The 15,956-nt window shown below is 72.5% G+C and carries 14 protein-coding genes; 5 read left to right on the forward strand and 9 right to left on the reverse strand.

Translation table 11 applies throughout. The annotated features are described in order from the left end of the window. Positions 1-27 precede the first annotated feature (27 nt). Positions 28-1,146, reverse strand: a complete 1,119-nt coding sequence (locus ACIBG4_RS31275) for an alpha/beta hydrolase (RefSeq protein ID WP_397204853.1) — start codon at positions 1,144-1,146, stop codon at positions 28-30. A gap of 77 nt (positions 1,147-1,223) precedes the next feature. On the opposite strand from ACIBG4_RS31275, the gene ACIBG4_RS31280 reads away from it, so the two are divergent. Further along, entirely contained in the window at positions 1,224-2,945 is a 1,722-nt protein-coding gene (locus ACIBG4_RS31280; protein WP_397204854.1) for a phosphatidylglycerol lysyltransferase domain-containing protein, read from the forward strand. A gap of 47 nt (positions 2,946-2,992) precedes the next feature. On the opposite strand, the gene ACIBG4_RS31285 is transcribed toward ACIBG4_RS31280, so the two are convergent. The 5 genes from ACIBG4_RS31285 to ACIBG4_RS31305 are packed head-to-tail and all read right to left on the reverse strand — an operon-like array spanning position 2,993 to position 7,025. Continuing rightward, complete coding sequence (locus ACIBG4_RS31285; protein WP_397204855.1) at positions 2,993-3,919, reverse strand: cation diffusion facilitator family transporter; 927 nt, start codon at positions 3,917-3,919, stop codon at positions 2,993-2,995. A 53-nt stretch (positions 3,920-3,972) separates the two neighbouring features. Next, positions 3,973-5,079 (reverse strand): bifunctional phosphoglucose/phosphomannose isomerase, encoded by a 1,107-nt coding sequence (locus tag ACIBG4_RS31290; protein ID WP_397204856.1) that lies wholly within the window; start codon positions 5,077-5,079, stop codon positions 3,973-3,975. Next, entirely contained in the window at positions 5,076-5,261 is a 186-nt protein-coding gene (locus tag ACIBG4_RS31295) for a Trm112 family protein (protein WP_310708180.1), read from the reverse strand. Before ACIBG4_RS31295 ends, ACIBG4_RS31290 begins: the two co-directional genes overlap by 4 nt. Then, a complete protein-coding gene (locus ACIBG4_RS31300; protein WP_310708181.1) occupies positions 5,258-6,619 on the reverse strand; it encodes a phosphomannomutase/phosphoglucomutase in 1,362 nt (453 codons plus the stop codon). The genes ACIBG4_RS31295 and ACIBG4_RS31300 overlap by 4 nt, the downstream gene beginning before the upstream one ends. 40 nt (positions 6,620-6,659) lie before the next feature. Continuing rightward, on the reverse strand, positions 6,660-7,025 hold the full coding sequence (locus ACIBG4_RS31305) for a DUF3499 domain-containing protein (protein ID WP_310708182.1): 366 nt from the start codon (positions 7,023-7,025) through the stop codon (positions 6,660-6,662). Between the two features lie 157 nt (positions 7,026-7,182). On the opposite strand from ACIBG4_RS31305, the gene ACIBG4_RS31310 reads away from it, so the two are divergent. Further along, positions 7,183-7,635 (forward strand): metallopeptidase family protein, encoded by a 453-nt coding sequence (locus tag ACIBG4_RS31310; RefSeq protein ID WP_310708183.1) that lies wholly within the window; start codon positions 7,183-7,185, stop codon positions 7,633-7,635. A gap of 66 nt (positions 7,636-7,701) precedes the next feature. Here ACIBG4_RS31310 and ACIBG4_RS31315 read toward each other — a convergent pair whose 3' ends face one another. Both ACIBG4_RS31315 and ACIBG4_RS31320 read right to left on the reverse strand, forming a co-directional pair. Beyond that, positions 7,702-7,962 (reverse strand): WhiB family transcriptional regulator, encoded by a 261-nt coding sequence (locus ACIBG4_RS31315; protein ID WP_049564653.1) that lies wholly within the window; start codon positions 7,960-7,962, stop codon positions 7,702-7,704. A 320-nt stretch (positions 7,963-8,282) separates the two neighbouring features. Next, positions 8,283-10,889, reverse strand: a complete 2,607-nt coding sequence (locus tag ACIBG4_RS31320) for a hypothetical protein (RefSeq protein ID WP_397204857.1) — start codon at positions 10,887-10,889, stop codon at positions 8,283-8,285. Between the two features lie 192 nt (positions 10,890-11,081). On the opposite strand from ACIBG4_RS31320, the gene cofD reads away from it, so the two are divergent. The 3 genes from cofD (at position 11,082) to ACIBG4_RS31335 (ending at position 14,134) form a co-directional block, all read left to right on the forward strand. After that, a complete protein-coding gene (cofD, locus tag ACIBG4_RS31325) occupies positions 11,082-12,032 on the forward strand; it encodes a 2-phospho-L-lactate transferase (RefSeq protein WP_310708185.1) in 951 nt (316 codons plus the stop codon). Further along, on the forward strand, positions 12,029-13,312 hold the full coding sequence (locus tag ACIBG4_RS31330) for a coenzyme F420-0:L-glutamate ligase (protein ID WP_397204858.1): 1,284 nt from the start codon (positions 12,029-12,031) through the stop codon (positions 13,310-13,312). Before cofD ends, ACIBG4_RS31330 begins: the two co-directional genes overlap by 4 nt. 87 nt (positions 13,313-13,399) lie before the next feature. Next, positions 13,400-14,134 (forward strand): lytic polysaccharide monooxygenase, encoded by a 735-nt coding sequence (locus ACIBG4_RS31335; RefSeq protein WP_310708187.1) that lies wholly within the window; start codon positions 13,400-13,402, stop codon positions 14,132-14,134. Positions 14,135-14,248: 114 nt separating this feature from the next. Here ACIBG4_RS31335 and ACIBG4_RS31340 read toward each other — a convergent pair whose 3' ends face one another. Then, on the reverse strand, positions 14,249-15,907 hold the full coding sequence (locus ACIBG4_RS31340) for a substrate-binding and VWA domain-containing protein (RefSeq protein WP_397204859.1): 1,659 nt from the start codon (positions 15,905-15,907) through the stop codon (positions 14,249-14,251). Positions 15,908-15,956 lie beyond the last annotated feature (49 nt).

The raw sequence follows: 15,956 nt of genomic DNA on the forward strand, positions 1-15,956 counted from the left end.
CGTGCGGTGGCACCCCCGGGCAGGGTGTCACCCGGGGGTGGCGGTCGCGGCCGGAGCCGCGCCGCCGGGGGCGTGCAGCTGCTGAGCCAGCCACGGCAGGGCCTGCGGCAGCTCCCTGTTCCAGGTGTTGAAGTTGTGACCTCCGCTGGGCAGGATCAGTGAGGACGCCTGCATGGGCGGCTTGACCGCGGCCAGGAAGGCGCGCGTGGAGCGGTAGTCGCTCTCCCCCTTCCTGCTGCTGGTGACCAGCACCTTGACCGCGGGCGCGGGCAGCGTCGCCAGCCGCCACATCAGGTCGTTGTCGTGCTCGACCGCCTGCTGCCCGCCGAACAGGTCGCCCGTGGTGCCGTCGATGATCGTCTCGTAGTAGCCCGACAGCGACACCGCCGCCGAGAACGCCTGTGGATGCGTCATGGCGAGCTTGAGCGCGCAGTACCCGCCGGTCGAGCCGCCGATGATCCCCCAGGACTCCACGCCCGGCGCCACCCGGTACGCGGTCGTCATGTCCCGCCGCACGTCGTCGGCGAAGTACTTCTGGACCTGCGGCCCGCCCGGGACGTCGACGCACTCGGTGTCGCGCGGCAGCACCACACTCGGCCGCATCATCACCAGGACCGCCGGGGGGACCTGGTGGCGGCTGATGGCGGTCGCGAGCCGGCCGGGCAGGTCGAGCCTGGTCATCAGGTTGCGCGGGTCACCCGGGTAGCCGGTCAGCGCGAGGATCGCGGGAAAACGCCGCCGCTGGTCCTTGAGGTAGGCGGCAGGCAGGAACACGTACGCCTGCTCGCTGAGGTGCGTGGTGGGGCCGGGCATGATGACCTGCTCGATCCGCCCGCCGCGCACCGCGTGGCTGTCCAGCACCTGGAGGCCCTGCCCGGCGATCGTGATGGCCGCCGTGCCGGGGTCGGCGCCGAGCAGGTCGTCCCACGAGCCGTAGAAGCCGAAGTAGTTGTTGACGAGCAGTCCGAGCGCCGCCAGGGTCAGGAGCTGGTCGCCCGCCAGCACCCCGGTCCGCGCCAGCACCGCGGTCCAGCGCCGTCCGCCCGGTCGCCCGGCCAGGCGCGGCCACATCCAGACCGTGGCCGTCAACGCGCCGATCGCCAGCACGGCGGCCATGAGCTGGAGGGGCAGCGAGGTGAGTCCCATCCTCCAGATGATTACCCGCCACGCTGTAAGACCGTGGTTAACGCGCGGATTACCACGACGGGCGTTGAATCCGAAGGGTGAAGCAGATCTCGCGCTCCTGGGTGCCCGCTGTCGCGGGCTACGCGGCCCTGATGGTCGGGCTCCTCGACATCGTCAAGGCCGTGGCCCCGCGCCTCGGCCGCAGCGGGGTGACCGCGTGGTCGGAGGCGCTGCCCGGGATCGTGACGACGGTCGCCCGGGCGACCTCCCTGGTGGTGGGCATCCTGCTCATCATGCTCGCGCACGCCCTGCGCCGCAGGAAGGTGCGCGCCTGGCGGGCGGTCGTGGCGCTGCTTCCGGTCAGCGCGATCCTGTCCCTCGTTCATCTCCGCCACCCCGTCACAGCGGTCACCAGCCTGCTCTTCCTCGTGGCGCTGCTGGCGAACCGCCGCGAGTTCTACGCGCTGTCCGATCCGCGCAGCCGGTGGCGGGCGCTGTGGAATCTGCTCGGGTTGGGCGCCCTCGACCTCGTCCTGGGCTATGTGATCGTCGGCCTGCGTCCCCACGCCCTCGCGGGTGACCCCGGCGTCCTCGACCGGCTCGAACACGTGGTCCTCGGCCTGGTCGGCATCGAGGGCCCCGTGACCTTCACCGCGCCGCGCGTGGGTGACCTGGTCTACTTCTCGCTGCTCGCGCTCGGCACCGTGACCGCCGTCACCACGGTCTACCTGGCCCTGCGCCCCGAACGCCCGGTCGCCGAGCTGACGGAGCAGGACGAGAACCGCCTGCGCGAGCTGCTCGACAGGCACGGCGCCCGCGACTCGCTCGGCTATTTCGCGCTCCGCCGCGACAAGAGCGTGATCTTCTCCCCCTCCGGCAAGGCGGCGATCGCCTACCGGGTGGTCGCCGGCGTCATGCTGGCCAGCGGCGACCCCATCGGCGACCGGGAGGCGTGGCCGGCGGCGATCAGGGTGTTCATGGCCGAGGCGAAGCGGCACGCCTGGGTGCCGGCCGTGATCGGCTGCGGCGAGACGGGCGGCGAGGTGTGGACTCGCCAGGCCGGGCTGTCGGCGCTGGAGATCGGGGACGAGGCGGTGGTCGAGGTCGCCGACTTCACCTTGGAGGGACGGGCGATGCGTAACGTCCGCCAGATGGCCAACCGCACGGAACGGGCGGGTTACACCTGCATGGTGCGCAGGGTCGGCGAACTCACGGAGGACGAGAAGGAACGGATCAGGGCGGCCTCCGCCTCCTGGCGCGGCACGGAGACCGAGCGCGGCTTCTCGATGGCGCTCGGCCGCTTCGGCGACCCCGTAGACGGCCGCTGCGTGGTGGTCACCGCGCACAAGGACGGCGAGATCAGGGCCGTGCTGCACTTCGTGCCGTGGGGGCCGCACGGCATCTCGCTCGACCTGATGCGCCGCGACCGCGACGCCGATCCCGGCCTCAACGAGCTGCTGATCGTCAAGACCCTGCAGGCGGCGCCCGCGATGGGCATCGCGCAGGTCTCGCTCAACTTCGCGATGTTCCGGGCGGCCCTGGCCCGCGGTGAGCGGCTCGGCGCCGGACCGGTGCTGCGAGCCTGGCGCGGCCTGCTGCTCTTCCTGTCGCACTGGTTCCAGATCGAGTCGCTCTACCGATTCAACGCGAAGTTCCGCCCGATCTGGGAGCCGCGTTTCCTCGTCTACCCGAACGCCCGCGACCTGCCACGCATCGGCGCGTCAGCGCTGCAGGCCGAGGCGTTCATCACCCTCGGCCGGCCCCGCCTCAGGCGCGCGAGCGCGCGCCTGATCGGCAACAGGGCGGCGCCGCTCACCTGAGCCCCGGCGCCCGAGCCGCCGGAGCCGGATGCTGAGTCCCAGGGGGTTCAGGCCGTGGTGGTGCGGGAACGGTCGAGGTCGGGCTCCAGGTAGATGACCCGGGCGATCGGCACGGCCGCGCGGATGCGCCGCTCGGCCTCGTCGATGCCCCTGGCCACCTCCGACGCCGTGTCGTTGTGGGCCACCGCGATCTTGGCGGCCACCAGCAGCTCCTCCGGCCCGAGGTGCAGCGTCCGCATGTGGATGACCCGCTCGACCTCGTCCGCGGCTTCCAGTGCCTCGCAGATCTGGCGCTCCATCTCAGGGGTGGCGCTCTCGCCCAGCAGCAGCGACTTCGTCTCGATCGCCAGGATGATCGCGATCACCGCGAGCAGCAGCCCGATCATGATCGTGCCGATGGCGTCCCAGACCGGATTGCCCGTGATGACCGCCATCGCCACGCCGAACAGCGCGAACAGCAGGCCGAGCAGCGCGCCGAGGTCCTCCAGGAGGATGACCGGCAGCTCGGGCGACTTGGACCGGCGGATGAAGGTGAACCACGACTGCTTCCCGCGCTGCGGGTTGGCCTCCTTGACGGCCGTGCGGAAGGAGAAGCCCTCCGCCACGATCGCGAAGATCAGCACGGCGAACGCCCAGATGGGCGACTCCACCCCCTCGTCGGAGGAGAGCTTGTGGATGCCCTCGTAGAGCGAGAACACCGCGCCGATCGTGAACAGCACCACCGCGACCACGAAGGCGTAGAAGTAGCGCTCGCGGCCGTAGCCGAACGGGTGCTCCCTGGTCTGCCCGCGCTGGGCCCGCTTGCCGCCGATCAGCAGCAGCAACTGGTTGCCCGAGTCGGCGACCGAGTGGATGCCCTCGGCCAGCATCGACGACGAGCCTGTGAAGAACGCGGCCACGAACTTGGACACGGCGATGGCCAGGTTGGCCGCCAAGGCCGCGATGATTGCCTTCGTACCGCCGCTCGCGCTCACCGGTCTGCTCCGCTCATAAAGATCATGTACTCATTTGCCCTGGGGAGGGGTGCTTACTCCGCAATCCTGGCCTTCAGCTCCGTGATGGCCGACACCGGGGTGGGGTCGATGCCGTACCCGAGAGCGAGGTAGACACTCGCGTAGTCGGCGAGCCCGATGAGCGAGGCCATCCGCACCAGCGGATGCTCGCCCTCGGCGGCGAGCTCGCTGACCGGCACGCCGCGCTCGTGGGCGAGCCGCGCCGACGCGTCGCGGCGGCGCGTCACCTGAGGATGCTCCTCGGCGTCGCGCACCAGCACCAGGCGCAGGCCGTGGCCGGGGTCGTCGGCGAACACGTCGCGCTGGGCCAGCGGCCCGTCGAGGGCGACGACCTGGTTGTGGTTGGCCTCCGGCAGCTCGCCGAAGACCGCCGGGTACTTCGCGTTCTCGTTGAGCTGGCAGGCCAGCCGGTAGGCGGCGACGGCCGACAGCGGCGAGGTGCCCCAGATCATCGGCACGGTCTCGGCCAGCTCCATGGCCAGCGTCTTGCCCGGGTTGATGAACGACTCGCTGGAGGGCCGGCACCGGTGGGAGATGGCCTCCAGCTCCTTGGCCACCTCCTCGAACAGCTCCGCCTCGGCCTGGACCAGGCCGAGCGCGGCGGCGGCCACGATCAGCGGGACGGTCAGCAGCCAGACGTTCGCCCGGGGCTGCCCGGTGGCGGGGACCGCCACGAACGGCGCCGACGCCTGCCTGGCGATCGCCTCCAGCGGCGAGTCCGCGCCGCCCACGGCGAGCAGCTGGCAGCCGCGCCGCACGGCCTCCGTGGCCACGGACAGCGTCTCCTCGGTACGGCCCGAGCAGGAGACGGCGATGACCAGGTCGGCCGCGCCGACCCAGCCGGGAAGCTGGTAGGAGCGCACGGTGACGATCGGCAGCGGGACGCCCCGGCCGCAGACCGCGGCGAGGATGTCGCCCGCGATGGCCGAGCCGCCCATCCCCGCGATCACGACGGCGCGGGGCCGGGACTGGCCGGCGAGGCCCGGCAGGCCCGCCTCGACGGCGACGCGGTAACCGGTGCGCACCTGGGCCGCCGACGCGGCGACCGCGAGCAGCATGCCGCCCGGGTCGGCCTCGGTGAGGTGGTGCTGGTCGTCGAGCCGCTCGGGCTCCCAGATCACGGCTTCCTGGCCTCGTCGACGAGCAACACCGGGATGTCGTCGCGGACGGGGTAGACGAGCCCGCAGCCGGTGCAGGCGAGCTCCCCGCCCTCACCGCCGGCCTCGCCCTCGACCCGCAGGGATGACTTGCACGCCGGACAGGCCAGGATCTCCAGCAGCCAGTCGTCGATCTTCACTCTCACACCCTTCTCACGATGGCGAGCACCTCGTCGGTGACCGCCTTCATCATGGTCTCGTCGGCCGCCTCGGCGTTGAGCCTGAGCAGCGGCTCGGTGTTGGACGCGCGCAGGTTGAACCACCAGCCGGAGCCGGTGACGGTCAGCCCGTCGAGCTCGTCGAACTCACCCCTGCCCGTGAATTCCTCGCGCACCCGGCGCAGCGCGGCGGCCTGGTCTCCGACCGTGCTGTTGATCTCGCCGGAGGCGTGGTAGCGGGAGTAGGACTCGACCACCTCGGACAGCGGCCGGTCCTGCTCGCCGAGCGCGGCGAGCACGTGCAGCGCGGCCAGCATGCCGGAGTCGGCGTACCAGAAGTCGCGGAAGTAGTAGTGGGCGGAGTGCTCGCCGCCGAAGACCGCGCCGGTGCGGGCCATCTCGGCCTTGATGAACGAGTGGCCCACGCGGGTGCGCACCGGCCGCCCGCCGTGCTCACGGACGATCTCGGGGACGCCGAGCGAGGTGATGAGGTTGTGGATGACCACGGAGCCGGGGTGCTTGGCGAGCTCCCGCGTGGCGACCAGCGCGGTCACCGCCGACGGGGAGACGGACTCGCCGCGCTCGTCGACGACCCAGCAGCGGTCGGCGTCGCCGTCGAAGGCCAGACCGAGGTCGGCGCCGCTGTCGACGACCGCGCGCTGCAGGTCGACCAGGTTGGCGGGCTCCAGCGGGTTGGCCTCGTGGTTGGGGAAGGAGCCGTCGAGCTCGAAGTAGAGCGGCACCGCCTCGATCGGCAGGCCGTCGAGGACGGCGGGCACCGTGTGGCCGCCCATGCCGTTGCCCGCGTCGACGGCCACCTTGAGCGGCCGGATCCCGGACAGGTCGACGAGGGTGCGCAGGTGGCCGGCGTAGCCCTGGAGGAGGTCCTTCTCGATGAGCGACCCGCTCGCCCCGCCGCCGGCGAGCGCGCCGCCGGGCCGGGCGAGCAGGTCGGCGGCCCGGTCGCGGATCTCGGTCAGGCCCGTGTCGCCGCCGATCGGCACCGCGCCCGCGCGGCACATCTTCATGCCGTTGTAGCGGGCCGGGTTGTGGCTGGCGGTGAACATCACACCGGGCAGGCCGAGGCTGCCGCTGGCGTAGTAGAGCAGGTCGGTGGACCCGAGGCCCGCGTAGACCACGTCGACGCCGCGCGATCGCGCGCCCCGCACGAACGCCATGCTCAGCGGCACGGAGGAGTCGCGCATGTCATGGGCGACCACGGCCGACCCCGCCCCGGTCACCTCCGCGAACGCCGCTCCCACGGCCTCCGCCGCCGGCTCGTCCAGCTCGTCGGGCACCACTCCGCGTACGTCGTAAGCCTTGAAGATCTTGGCGAGGTCGCCCACTCTCCAGCTCCGCCCCTAGGTCTGCTACGTCTGGACGAGCCTACCGGTCACGGTGCTGCTGGGCGGAACGAAGAACGCGCAGATGCCCGCGGCGGCCGACCTCGACGCCCTGTCCGACCGGCTCGCCACCGGCGGGAGTGGGCCGGGCGGCCTCACGGACGGCGTTGGCCAGCGCCTCAAGGTCGTCGGAGCTCGGCGAGGCGCCGTCCGTCGGCAGGCGCACCACCTCCCAGCCGCGGGGAGCGGTCAGCCGCTCGGCGTGTTCGGCGCACAGGTCGTAACAGTGTGGCTCCGCGTACGTCGCCAGAGGGCCGAGAACAGCGGTCGAGTCGGCGTATACGTACGTGAGCGTGAAGACGGCAGGCTGGCTGCAGGCGGTGCGGGAACAGCGGCGGACGGGGCTCACGGAGGGACCGTATCCGGTAAGGGGGCGGGGCGCCACTATCTGAGCGCTCTTAAAGAGCGTGTCGCCACAATTCGGACAGCTGTCGCAGCCTTTCCACCCACATGCACCGATGCCTGCCATCCTCTGCCCCCGCGCCGTGTCCCCTTAGACTTGCCGTGTGACACATGAGCCGGGCCCGAGGCGGCGCGAACGGCGGAGGGATCGGCACGGTCGCGGTCTGCGCGGACCGCTGGCGCCGTCCCACGTGCCCATCGCCCGCTCGCGCAGCGAGCGGTTCGACGACCTGGTGCTCGACGCGGTGGACCGGCTGCGCCCGCAGTGGGGCAAGCAGCTGTCGGCGGTGGAGTTCGCGGTGGAGGACGTGCCGCCGCTCAGCGAGCTGGGCGACGGTCCGGCGATGGGCGCCGAGCCGGTCCCGTTCGGCCGGGCCGAGCCGGCCAAGGGCGCCGACCCCGCGGCGATCGTGCTCTACCGGCGCCCCCTGGAGGCGCGCGCCCGCGACCGCGACACGCTCGGGGCGCTCGTCCACGACACGGTCGTGGAGCAGGTGGCCACGCTGCTCGGCCTGTCGCCGGAGACGGTCGACCCGGGCTACGACGACCGGCGCTGAGCGGGGAGAAGACGGGCATGAGAAAGGGTCACGCGGTGTTCCGCGTGACCCTTTCGACAGATATCCCTAAACGGCCTGGCGCTTGATCCTTCTGCGCTCCCGCTCGGACAGCCCACCCCAGATGCCGAATCGCTCGTCATGCTCAAGTGCATATTCCAGGCACTCTGCACGTACTTCACACGACCGGCAGACCTTCTTGGCCTCTCGGGTGGAGCCGCCTTTCTCCGGGAAGAACGCCTCAGGATCAGTCTGCGCGCACAGGGCACGCTCCTGCCATCCGAGTTCTTCAGCGTCAAGCTGATCCTGTGCGATGACCAGATCGGTCACTGCACACCTCCCTGCCGCCCGCCCGCAATGGAGCCCCCCATGAACGCCTCCCTATTACCCACCCACGGAGAGGCGTAACAACATGGTTGTAATTACACGCGGGTGCTGTGCGTGACGTCAAGCGGCATGCCGGTATCCGGGGAAAGGCCAGCTCTCGCCCCGGTGTGCATGGCATGTGATGTTCGTACCTGACCTATCACCACGGGTTCCATGGCGTTGGCCTGGCGTGTTCAACGCTGTCAGCGGTCGGAACCGTACCAGGGCGGTATAGAGCCCCGCCCGTGGCCCACCTACTCTCTGGCCTTTGCTTTGCTGCTTTCTTACCTGCGTGGCTCGTTGGGCGTGTAGATCGCCGTGGGGTCGATCGGGTCGTCGCCGTCGCGCGGCTGGTCGGCGCCGCCCGGCGCGTAGTGCTGGTGCTGGCCGAGCCGCACCGTCGACTCCGGGCTCGCCTGCTCCCAGCCCTGCGCGGGGGGCTGCTGCTGGTAGGGCTGCGGCTCGTAGTGCGACGGCTGGGGCTCGTAGCCCTGCGGGGCGGGCTGCCCGTACCCCTGCTGCGGGCCGGCGTGGTGCGCGCCGGTCTGCTGCTGGGGCTGTTGCGGCTGCTGGGGGTGGCCGAACAGGTCGTCGTACGGCTGCCGGGGCTGCTGCCCTGAGTGCTGACCCGGGTGCTGGCCGGTCGGCCGGCCCGGCTGCTGGCCCGTGTGCTGGTACGTCTCGGCCTGCTGGTAGGCGTCGAGGAGCTGCTGGGAGCGCGGGTCCACGGGCGGGTCGGGCTCCTGGTAGGCGGGTTGGGCCACGTACTCGTGGCCGGAGTAGCCGGTGAACGGCTGGCCGCCCTGCTGCTCGTACGCCGGGCGCTGCTCCTGGCCCGCCGGGGGGTACGGCACGCTCGGGGAGGTCTCGCCGGCGGCGTAGACGGGGTCGGCGGGGGCGTTGAAGGCGTTCGGCTGCTGGACCGGGGCCTGCGGCTGAGCCTGGGACGGGGCCTGGGGCTGGTACGCGGCGCCGGTGTCGTGGGCCGGAGGGTACGGGGCGGCGGGCTGGACGCCGCTCGGGGGCTGCGCGCCGTAGGACCCGTACGGGGTGCCGGCCTGGGGGTCCGTGGCATAGGGGTTCGCCGGGGAGTCGGGGGCCGGGGCGTAGACGTCGGGCTGCGAGTGGGCGGGGGTGTAGCCGCCGGGCCGGGTGTCGGCCGGCGGGTAGCCGCCCGGCTGGGAGTCCGCGGGGGTGTAGCCGCCGGGCTGGGAGTCGGCCGGCGGGTACGGGGTGAGCGGGGTGTCCAGGGTCGGGTACGTGCCGGAGCCGGAGTCGGCCGTGGAGTAGACGTCCGGCGAGGAGTCCAGGGACGAGTAGGGACTCGACTGGCCGTAGGCGCCGGGGTGGGTGTCGGCCGGGACGTACGGGGCCGGCTGGTACTCGGACGGCTGCTGGTGACCGCCGGGCGCGGTGTCGGCCGGGGTGTACGAGGACGGGGCCTGCCCCGGCTGGCCGTAGGTCTGCTGGCCGGACTGCGGGGGGAACGCCTGGGTGGGGCTGGTCTGGCCGAAGCCCTCCTGCTCGGCCGCCTGGCCGTAGGGCGCCTGCTGCCCGCTCTGGCCCGCCTGCCCGTAGAGGTGCTGGTCCTGGCCGTACGCGGGCTGCTGGTCCTGGCCGTACGCGGGCTGCTGGTCGGGCTGGCCGAACGGTGCCTGCTGCCCGTGCCGGCTTCCGAACGCGGCGGGCTGCTCCGGCTGACCGTAGAGGGGCAGCTGCTCCGTCTGGTTGGCGAAGGGAGCCTGGTGGTCCGGCTGAGCGCCGTAGGCGGGCTGCTGGTCCGGCCGGCTCCCGAACGGCGACTGCTGGTCCGCCTGACCCGGGAACGGAGGCTGCTGGTCGGAGGGGCCGTAGCCCGGCCGGCCATGGGGCGGCTGCTGGGCGTCGCCCTGGCCGAAGGGCCCGCCAGGCTGGGCGTACGGCTGCTGCTGGTCGCCATGCGCGTACGCGGGCTGCTGGTCCTGGCCCGCCTGACCGTAGGCGGGCTGCTGGTCGCTCTGGCCGTAGGCGGGCTGCTGGTCCGGCTGGGAGAAGCGCTCGTCCTGCTGGGGGTAGCCCGGGTCCGGCTGGGAGAAGCCCGGGTCGGGCTGGGGGAAGCCCGGCTCGGGGTGGCCGTGCGGCGGGGTGTCCTGGGCGGCGTCCGCCCGGCTGTCGCCCGGCGCGGCGGGGAGCGCGGCCCGGGGCTGCGGAGCGTGCTGCTGCGGGCCCCCCGGCTGCTGGTAGGGGTCCTGCGGGCCGTACGGGGCGCCGTCGCCGGGACCGCCGAAGTCCTGCTGCTGCCCGTAGCCGGGCTGGTGCCCGTAGTCGGGCTGCCGGCCGTACGGGCCGGGCCCCTGACCGGGCCGGCCCTGGTGGTCGTACCCGGGGCCGAACGCGTCCGAGCCGCTGCCGTGCGCCGCGTTGCCGTACGACTGCGGCGCGAAGCCGGGCCGCCCGCCCTGGCCGCCCGAGGTCGCGGCCAGCGCCTGCGGGAGCAGGTAGACCAGCGCGATGGCCGTCAGGCCGAGCAGCGGCAGGCCGGAGAGCAGGAACTCCACCGTCGAGCGGGGCCCATTGCCCGAGAGCAGGCCCAGCAGCAGCGCGAGCGCGCCGAACAGCGTCGCGAGGCCGAGCGCGCCCGCCGCGCCGAGCGTGACGAACCGGGCCTTGGGCGACGGCGGCCCGAACCGGGTGACCAGCAGCACGGAGCCGATGAGCAGGGCCGCGGTGACGGGGCTGGTGAGGCTGGAGAAGTGCATGAAGGCGCGGTCCATCAGGGACGAGCCGCCGCCGTACGCCGTCGTCGTGCCGATCAGCAGCCTGCCGATGGACAGCAGGACGTTGATCGCGCCCGCGGCCAGCATCAGCCAGGCGGCCGGCTCTCTCAGCCGAGCTGCGTCAAGTTTGCTCACAACTACTCCCATCGGACCCTTTAGCCCGAAGGGAGTTTGCCACATGACCGCCATGGATGACGGGAGTCCCGGCAACCACTTATCCCTCAAAAGCCCCAGATGGCCTTCTATGACGTGATTTTCGGAGGATTGCGGATCGGCAACGCCCAGCCCGGCTCGGGCGTGTCACAGGCCGGTGGAAGACTGGTCCGCATGCACATCGTGTCCCTCGCCGGCGGCATCGGCGGCGCGCGCTTCCTGCGCGGACTGCGCGAGACCGCGCCCGACGCCCGGATCACCGTGATCGGCAACACAGGCGACGACATCACCCTCTTCGGCCTGCGGGTCTGCCCCGACCTCGACACGGTCATGTACACCCTCGGCGGCGGCATCGACGAGGAGCAGGGCTGGGGCCGGGCCAAGGAGACCCACGTCGTCAAGGAGGAGCTGGCCGCGTACGGCGTCGAGCCGCAGTGGTTCGGGCTGGGCGACCGCGACTTCGCCACCCACATCGTCCGCTCCCAGATGCTGGAGGCGGGCTACCCGCTCTCCCAGATCACGCGGGCGCTGTGCGCGCGCTGGCAGCCGGGTGTGGAGCTGCTGCCGATGAGCGACGACCGCTGCGAGACGCACGTCGTCGTCACCGACGAGCGCGGCCGGCGCGCCGTCCACTTCCAGGAGTGGTGGGTACGGCTGCGCGCCTCGGTGCCGGCCGAGTCGATCGCGCTGATCGGCGTCGACAGCGCCAAGCCCGCCCCCGGCGTGCTGGAGGCGATCGAGGAGGCCGACGTGGTGATCCTGCCGCCGTCGAACCCGGTGGTCAGCATCGGCACGATCCTCCAGGTGCCCGGCATCCGCGAGGCGTTGCTGCCCAAGACCGTCGTGGGCGTCTCCCCCATCATCGGCGGCGCCCCCGTGCGGGGCATGGCCGACGCCTGCCTCACGGCGATCGGCGTCGAGACGTCGGCTCAGGCGGTGCTCGACCTGTACGGGCCGGAGCTCGTCGACGGCTGGCTGGTGGCGCCGGAGGACTCCGGCGTCCGGCTCGACGGCGTGCGCGTGGTGGCCCGGCCCATCCTCATGCGCGACCCCGGCACGGGGGCCGACGTGGCGGCCGACATCGCCCGCGCCGCGCTCGACCTGGCCCTGGAGCTGGCCCGATGAGCGCCGGACGGGTCGAGGTCATCCCCGTCACCGGCCTCGGCGAGGTGCGGCCAGGGGACGACCTCGCGCTTCTCCTGCGGGACTCCGGTCTGCGCGACGGCGACATCGTCGTCATCACCTCCAAGATCGTCAGCAAGGCGGAGGGCCGGGTGCGGCGGGCGCCCGACCGCACGGCCGCCATCGAGGAGGAGACGGTCCGGGTCGTCGCCAGACGCGGCGACACCGTGATCTCCCAGACCCGCCACGGGTTCGTGATGGCCGCGGCCGGCGTCGACGCCTCCAACACCGAGCCGGGCACCGTCCTGCTCCTGCCCGAGGACTCCGACGCCTCCGCCCGCCGCGTCCGGGCCGGGCTCGCCGCGCTGCTCGGGGTGCGGACCGGGGTGATCGTCTCCGACACGTTCGGCCGTCCCTGGCGCAACGGGCTGACCGACGTGGCCATCGGCGCGGCCGGGGTCCTCCCACTGGAGGACTTCCGCGGCGGGACCGACACCCACGGCAATCCGCTGAACGCGACGGTCACCGCGCTCGCCGACGAGATCGCCGCGGCCGCCGAGCTGGTCAAGGGCAAGCTGGCGGGTGTTCCCGTCGCCCTGGTGCGCGGCCTCGCGCACCTGGTCACGGACGAGGACGGACCGGGCGTCCGCCCGCTGATCCGGCCGGCCGACGACGACCTGTTCCGGTACGGGTCGCGGGACGTGGTGTTCGCCCGCCGGACGATCCGCTCGTTCTCGGACGAGCCCGTGGACCCGGAGGCGGTGCGGCGAGCGGTCGGTGCGGGCATCGCCGCCCCGGCGCCGCACCACACGACCCCATGGCGGTTCGTGCTGGTGGAGTCGGCCGCGACGCGGCTGAAGCTGCTCGACGCCATGCGTGAGGCGTGGATCGCCGACCTGCGCGGCGACGGCTTCGGCGAGGAGTCGATCGCCAAGCGGGTCCGGCGCGGCGACGTGCTGCGCGACGCGCCGTACCTCGTGGTGCCGTGCCTGGTGATGGAGGGCTCCCACACCTACCGCGACGACCGGCGCAACGCCTCGGAGCGGGAGATGTTCGTGGTCGCGATGGGCGCGGGGGTGGAGAACCTCCTCATCCAGCTCGCGGTCGAGGGGCTGGGGTCGGCGTGGGTGTCGTCCACGATGTTCTGCCGTCCCGTGGTGCGCGAGGTGCTGGACCTGCCGGACTCGTGGGACCCCATGGGGTGCGTGGCCGTGGGCCACGCCGCCGCCCCGCCCCGTGACCGCGCCCCCCGCGATCCGGCCGACTTCATCGTGACCCGCTGAGGTCTGACAGGGGATGTCAGCAGGCATTTACCGATAGGAAAGTTTCCTTTACATTTGGGGCAACCCCCCACGTAAAGGAGCACTTTCATGCGAAGGACGCTCACGTTACTGGCCGTGGCGGTGATCACGATCGCCGCCACGGTGTTCGTGGCCGAGCCCGCCCTGGCCCACGGGTACGTCAACTCGCCACCGAGCCGCCAGGCGTTCTGCGCCCGCGGTCAGGTGCCGAACTGCGGCGACATCATCTACGAGCCGCAGAGCGTCGAAGGCCCCAAGGGCCTGCGCAACTGCCACGCCAACGTCGCCCGCTTCGCCCAGCTCAGCGACGAGAGCAAGCCGTGGCCCGCCACCTCCGTCGGCACCAGCGTGACGTTCAACTGGACGTTCACCGCCCGGCACGCCACCAGCACGTACGAGTACTACATCGGCAACACCAGGGTGGCGGTCTTCAACGGCAACGGGCAGCAGCCGCCCGCGACGGTCTCCCACACGGTGAACCTCTCGGGCTGGTCCGGCCGGCAGAGGGTCCTGGCGATCTGGAACATCTCCGACACCGCCAACGCCTTCTACTCCTGCATCGACCTGCAGATCGGCGGCGGAGGCGGCAACCCGACGCCCACGCCCACACCCACGCCGACCGTCACGCCGACCCCCACCCCGCCGCCGACCTCGAACCCCGGCGGCACGTGGAAGGCCGGCACCGCCTACTCCGTGGGCGCCGTGGTGACCTACGGCGGCGCCTCCTACCGCTGCCTCCAGGCCCACACCGCGATCGCCGGGTGGGAGCCGCCCAACGTCCCGGCGCTCTGGCAGCGCGTCTGATCCAGCGGTCCCTCCCATGACGAGGCGCCGCCCCGCGCACGCGGGGCGGCGCCTTCCTCACGAACGGCCCGACATGTACGCCCCCTCAGGAACGACTCGGCGGGAACCACCCGGTCAGGGCGTCGGCTTGCAGGTGGGGTGGCACAGGCGGCGGGCCAGGGCGGCGAGGAAGACGTCGATGATCTCCCCCGGCTGCTGCGCCACGTGCAGGGAGCCGTTCGTCGCGGCCGTGATCCGGCCCAGGCTGTCGCGGTCCGCGCCCGCCCCGAACGCGATGATGACGATCTGCACCGGCTTGTCCGGCCGCCACGCGTCGTGCAGCTCGTCCACCAGGTTCTGGAGCGACGTGCCGTGCCCGTCGTCCTTGCCGGAGGTGATCACGAGGAGCGTGTTGTTCATCTCCTCGCGGTACTCCCCGGTCAGCGTGCGGAAGCCGCCGAGGATCGCGTCGTAGAGCGAGCTGTCACGGTCGGGGTGCGCGGTGATGGTGCTGGTCAGCTCGTCGAGGACGCTGCGCCGGATCACCTGGCCGGTGTCGGGCCGGGTGATCGGCCCGAGCCCCACCCGCTCCTGGTACCCCTTGGGCCCGCCCAGCCCGTCGGCGAACTCCCACATGCCCATGTGCGTGGAGTCGGGGAACAGCCGCAGCCCGATCTTGGCGGCCTGGAGGGCGATGGCGACCCGGGTGGTGCCCTTCACCCGCTCGGCCATGTGCCGGGAGGTGTCGGCCAGCACCAGGATGTTGGTCGGCGGGGCGAGCCTGCTCCACGCCTGGAGCGCGTCGTCGATGTCCTCGGGCGACACCGAGGGACGCGCCACCGGCGTCTCCGCCGGCAGTTGCGGCCCCGGCGAGACCGGGCCCCGGGCGCCGTCGCCCGACCAGAACCCGGCCCGCCGCACGAGGTCCTGCGCCTCCTCGCCGCGCAGCCAGTCGGCGAAGGCCCGCGACGCCTCCGCCACGTCCGGGTCGGTGGCGGTCACGACGTACGGGTAGTCGAGGATGATCGTGCCCTCGCGCGGGCGCAGCGCGACGACCGGGTCCGGCGAGGGCTGCTGGTTGTGGCTCCACACCGACTGCTCGGGCACGATGACGACCGGCCGCTTCCAGAACGAGCGGTCGTCCACGGCGGCCATCATCGTGCGGTAGTCGGGCGCGGAGCCGGCCTGCGCCCAGCGCACGAACGCCGTGAGTGCCTTGTCCGCCTCCGGGCCGGTACCGACGACGTCGCGGGCCGCGGCGACGGTGGCGATGCCCGCGCCGGCCAGGGACGGATCGGGCACCCGGACGACGTCGGGCTCCTGGTCGGTCGGCAGCAACCGCCCCCGCACGGTCGCGGGGAAGACCATGCGCCAGTTCATCTGCGTGCCGCCGACGGAGAACGTCCGCGCGAGCGAGGAGCGGGTGGCGAACACCAGCGGCGAGGTCGCCACCACGCTCTCCCCGGCGGGCAGCGCGCTCGCGCCCTGCTTGCGGGCCAGCCGGATCCAGGCGGAGGAGTCGGCGATCCAGCCGTCCGGCCGCTGGCGCAGCACGCCCGCCTTGTCACCGATCAGCGTGCGCAGCACCGTGGCCGGCGGCTGCTCGGTGACCTGGACGAGCACGCAGCGGCCGCCCGAGGAGGTCCTGGTCTCGTTGAAGCGGGAGGCCGCCCGCATCGCCACGGGGGCCACGTCGACCGCCGCCGCGACATTGACCAGAACAGGCTCTCGCGTAGCGCACAGCGCCCCGCCCCCGCCGAAGAGCACCACGAGGGTGCCCGCGACCAGAGCCACGGCGGTGATCCCGGCCAGCGAACCTCGCTGGAGTGCCTTCCTCCGCCGC

The organism is Nonomuraea sp. NPDC050383 (assembly GCF_044459125.1).
In the GTDB taxonomy this organism is placed as follows: domain Bacteria; phylum Actinomycetota; class Actinomycetes; order Streptosporangiales; family Streptosporangiaceae; genus Nonomuraea.

Coding starts and splice junctions, on each gene's coding strand:
- cofD (WP_310708185.1), top strand. CDS start 11,082: ATGCACATCGTGTCCCTCGCCGGCGGCATCGGCGGCGCGCGCTTCCTG.
- ACIBG4_RS31330 (WP_397204858.1), top strand. CDS start 12,029: ATGAGCGCCGGACGGGTCGAGGTCATCCCCGTCACCGGCCTCGGCGAG.
- ACIBG4_RS31335 (WP_310708187.1), top strand. CDS start 13,400: ATGCGAAGGACGCTCACGTTACTGGCCGTGGCGGTGATCACGATCGCC.
- ACIBG4_RS31275 (WP_397204853.1), bottom strand. CDS start 1,146: ATGGGACTCACCTCGCTGCCCCTCCAGCTCATGGCCGCCGTGCTGGCG.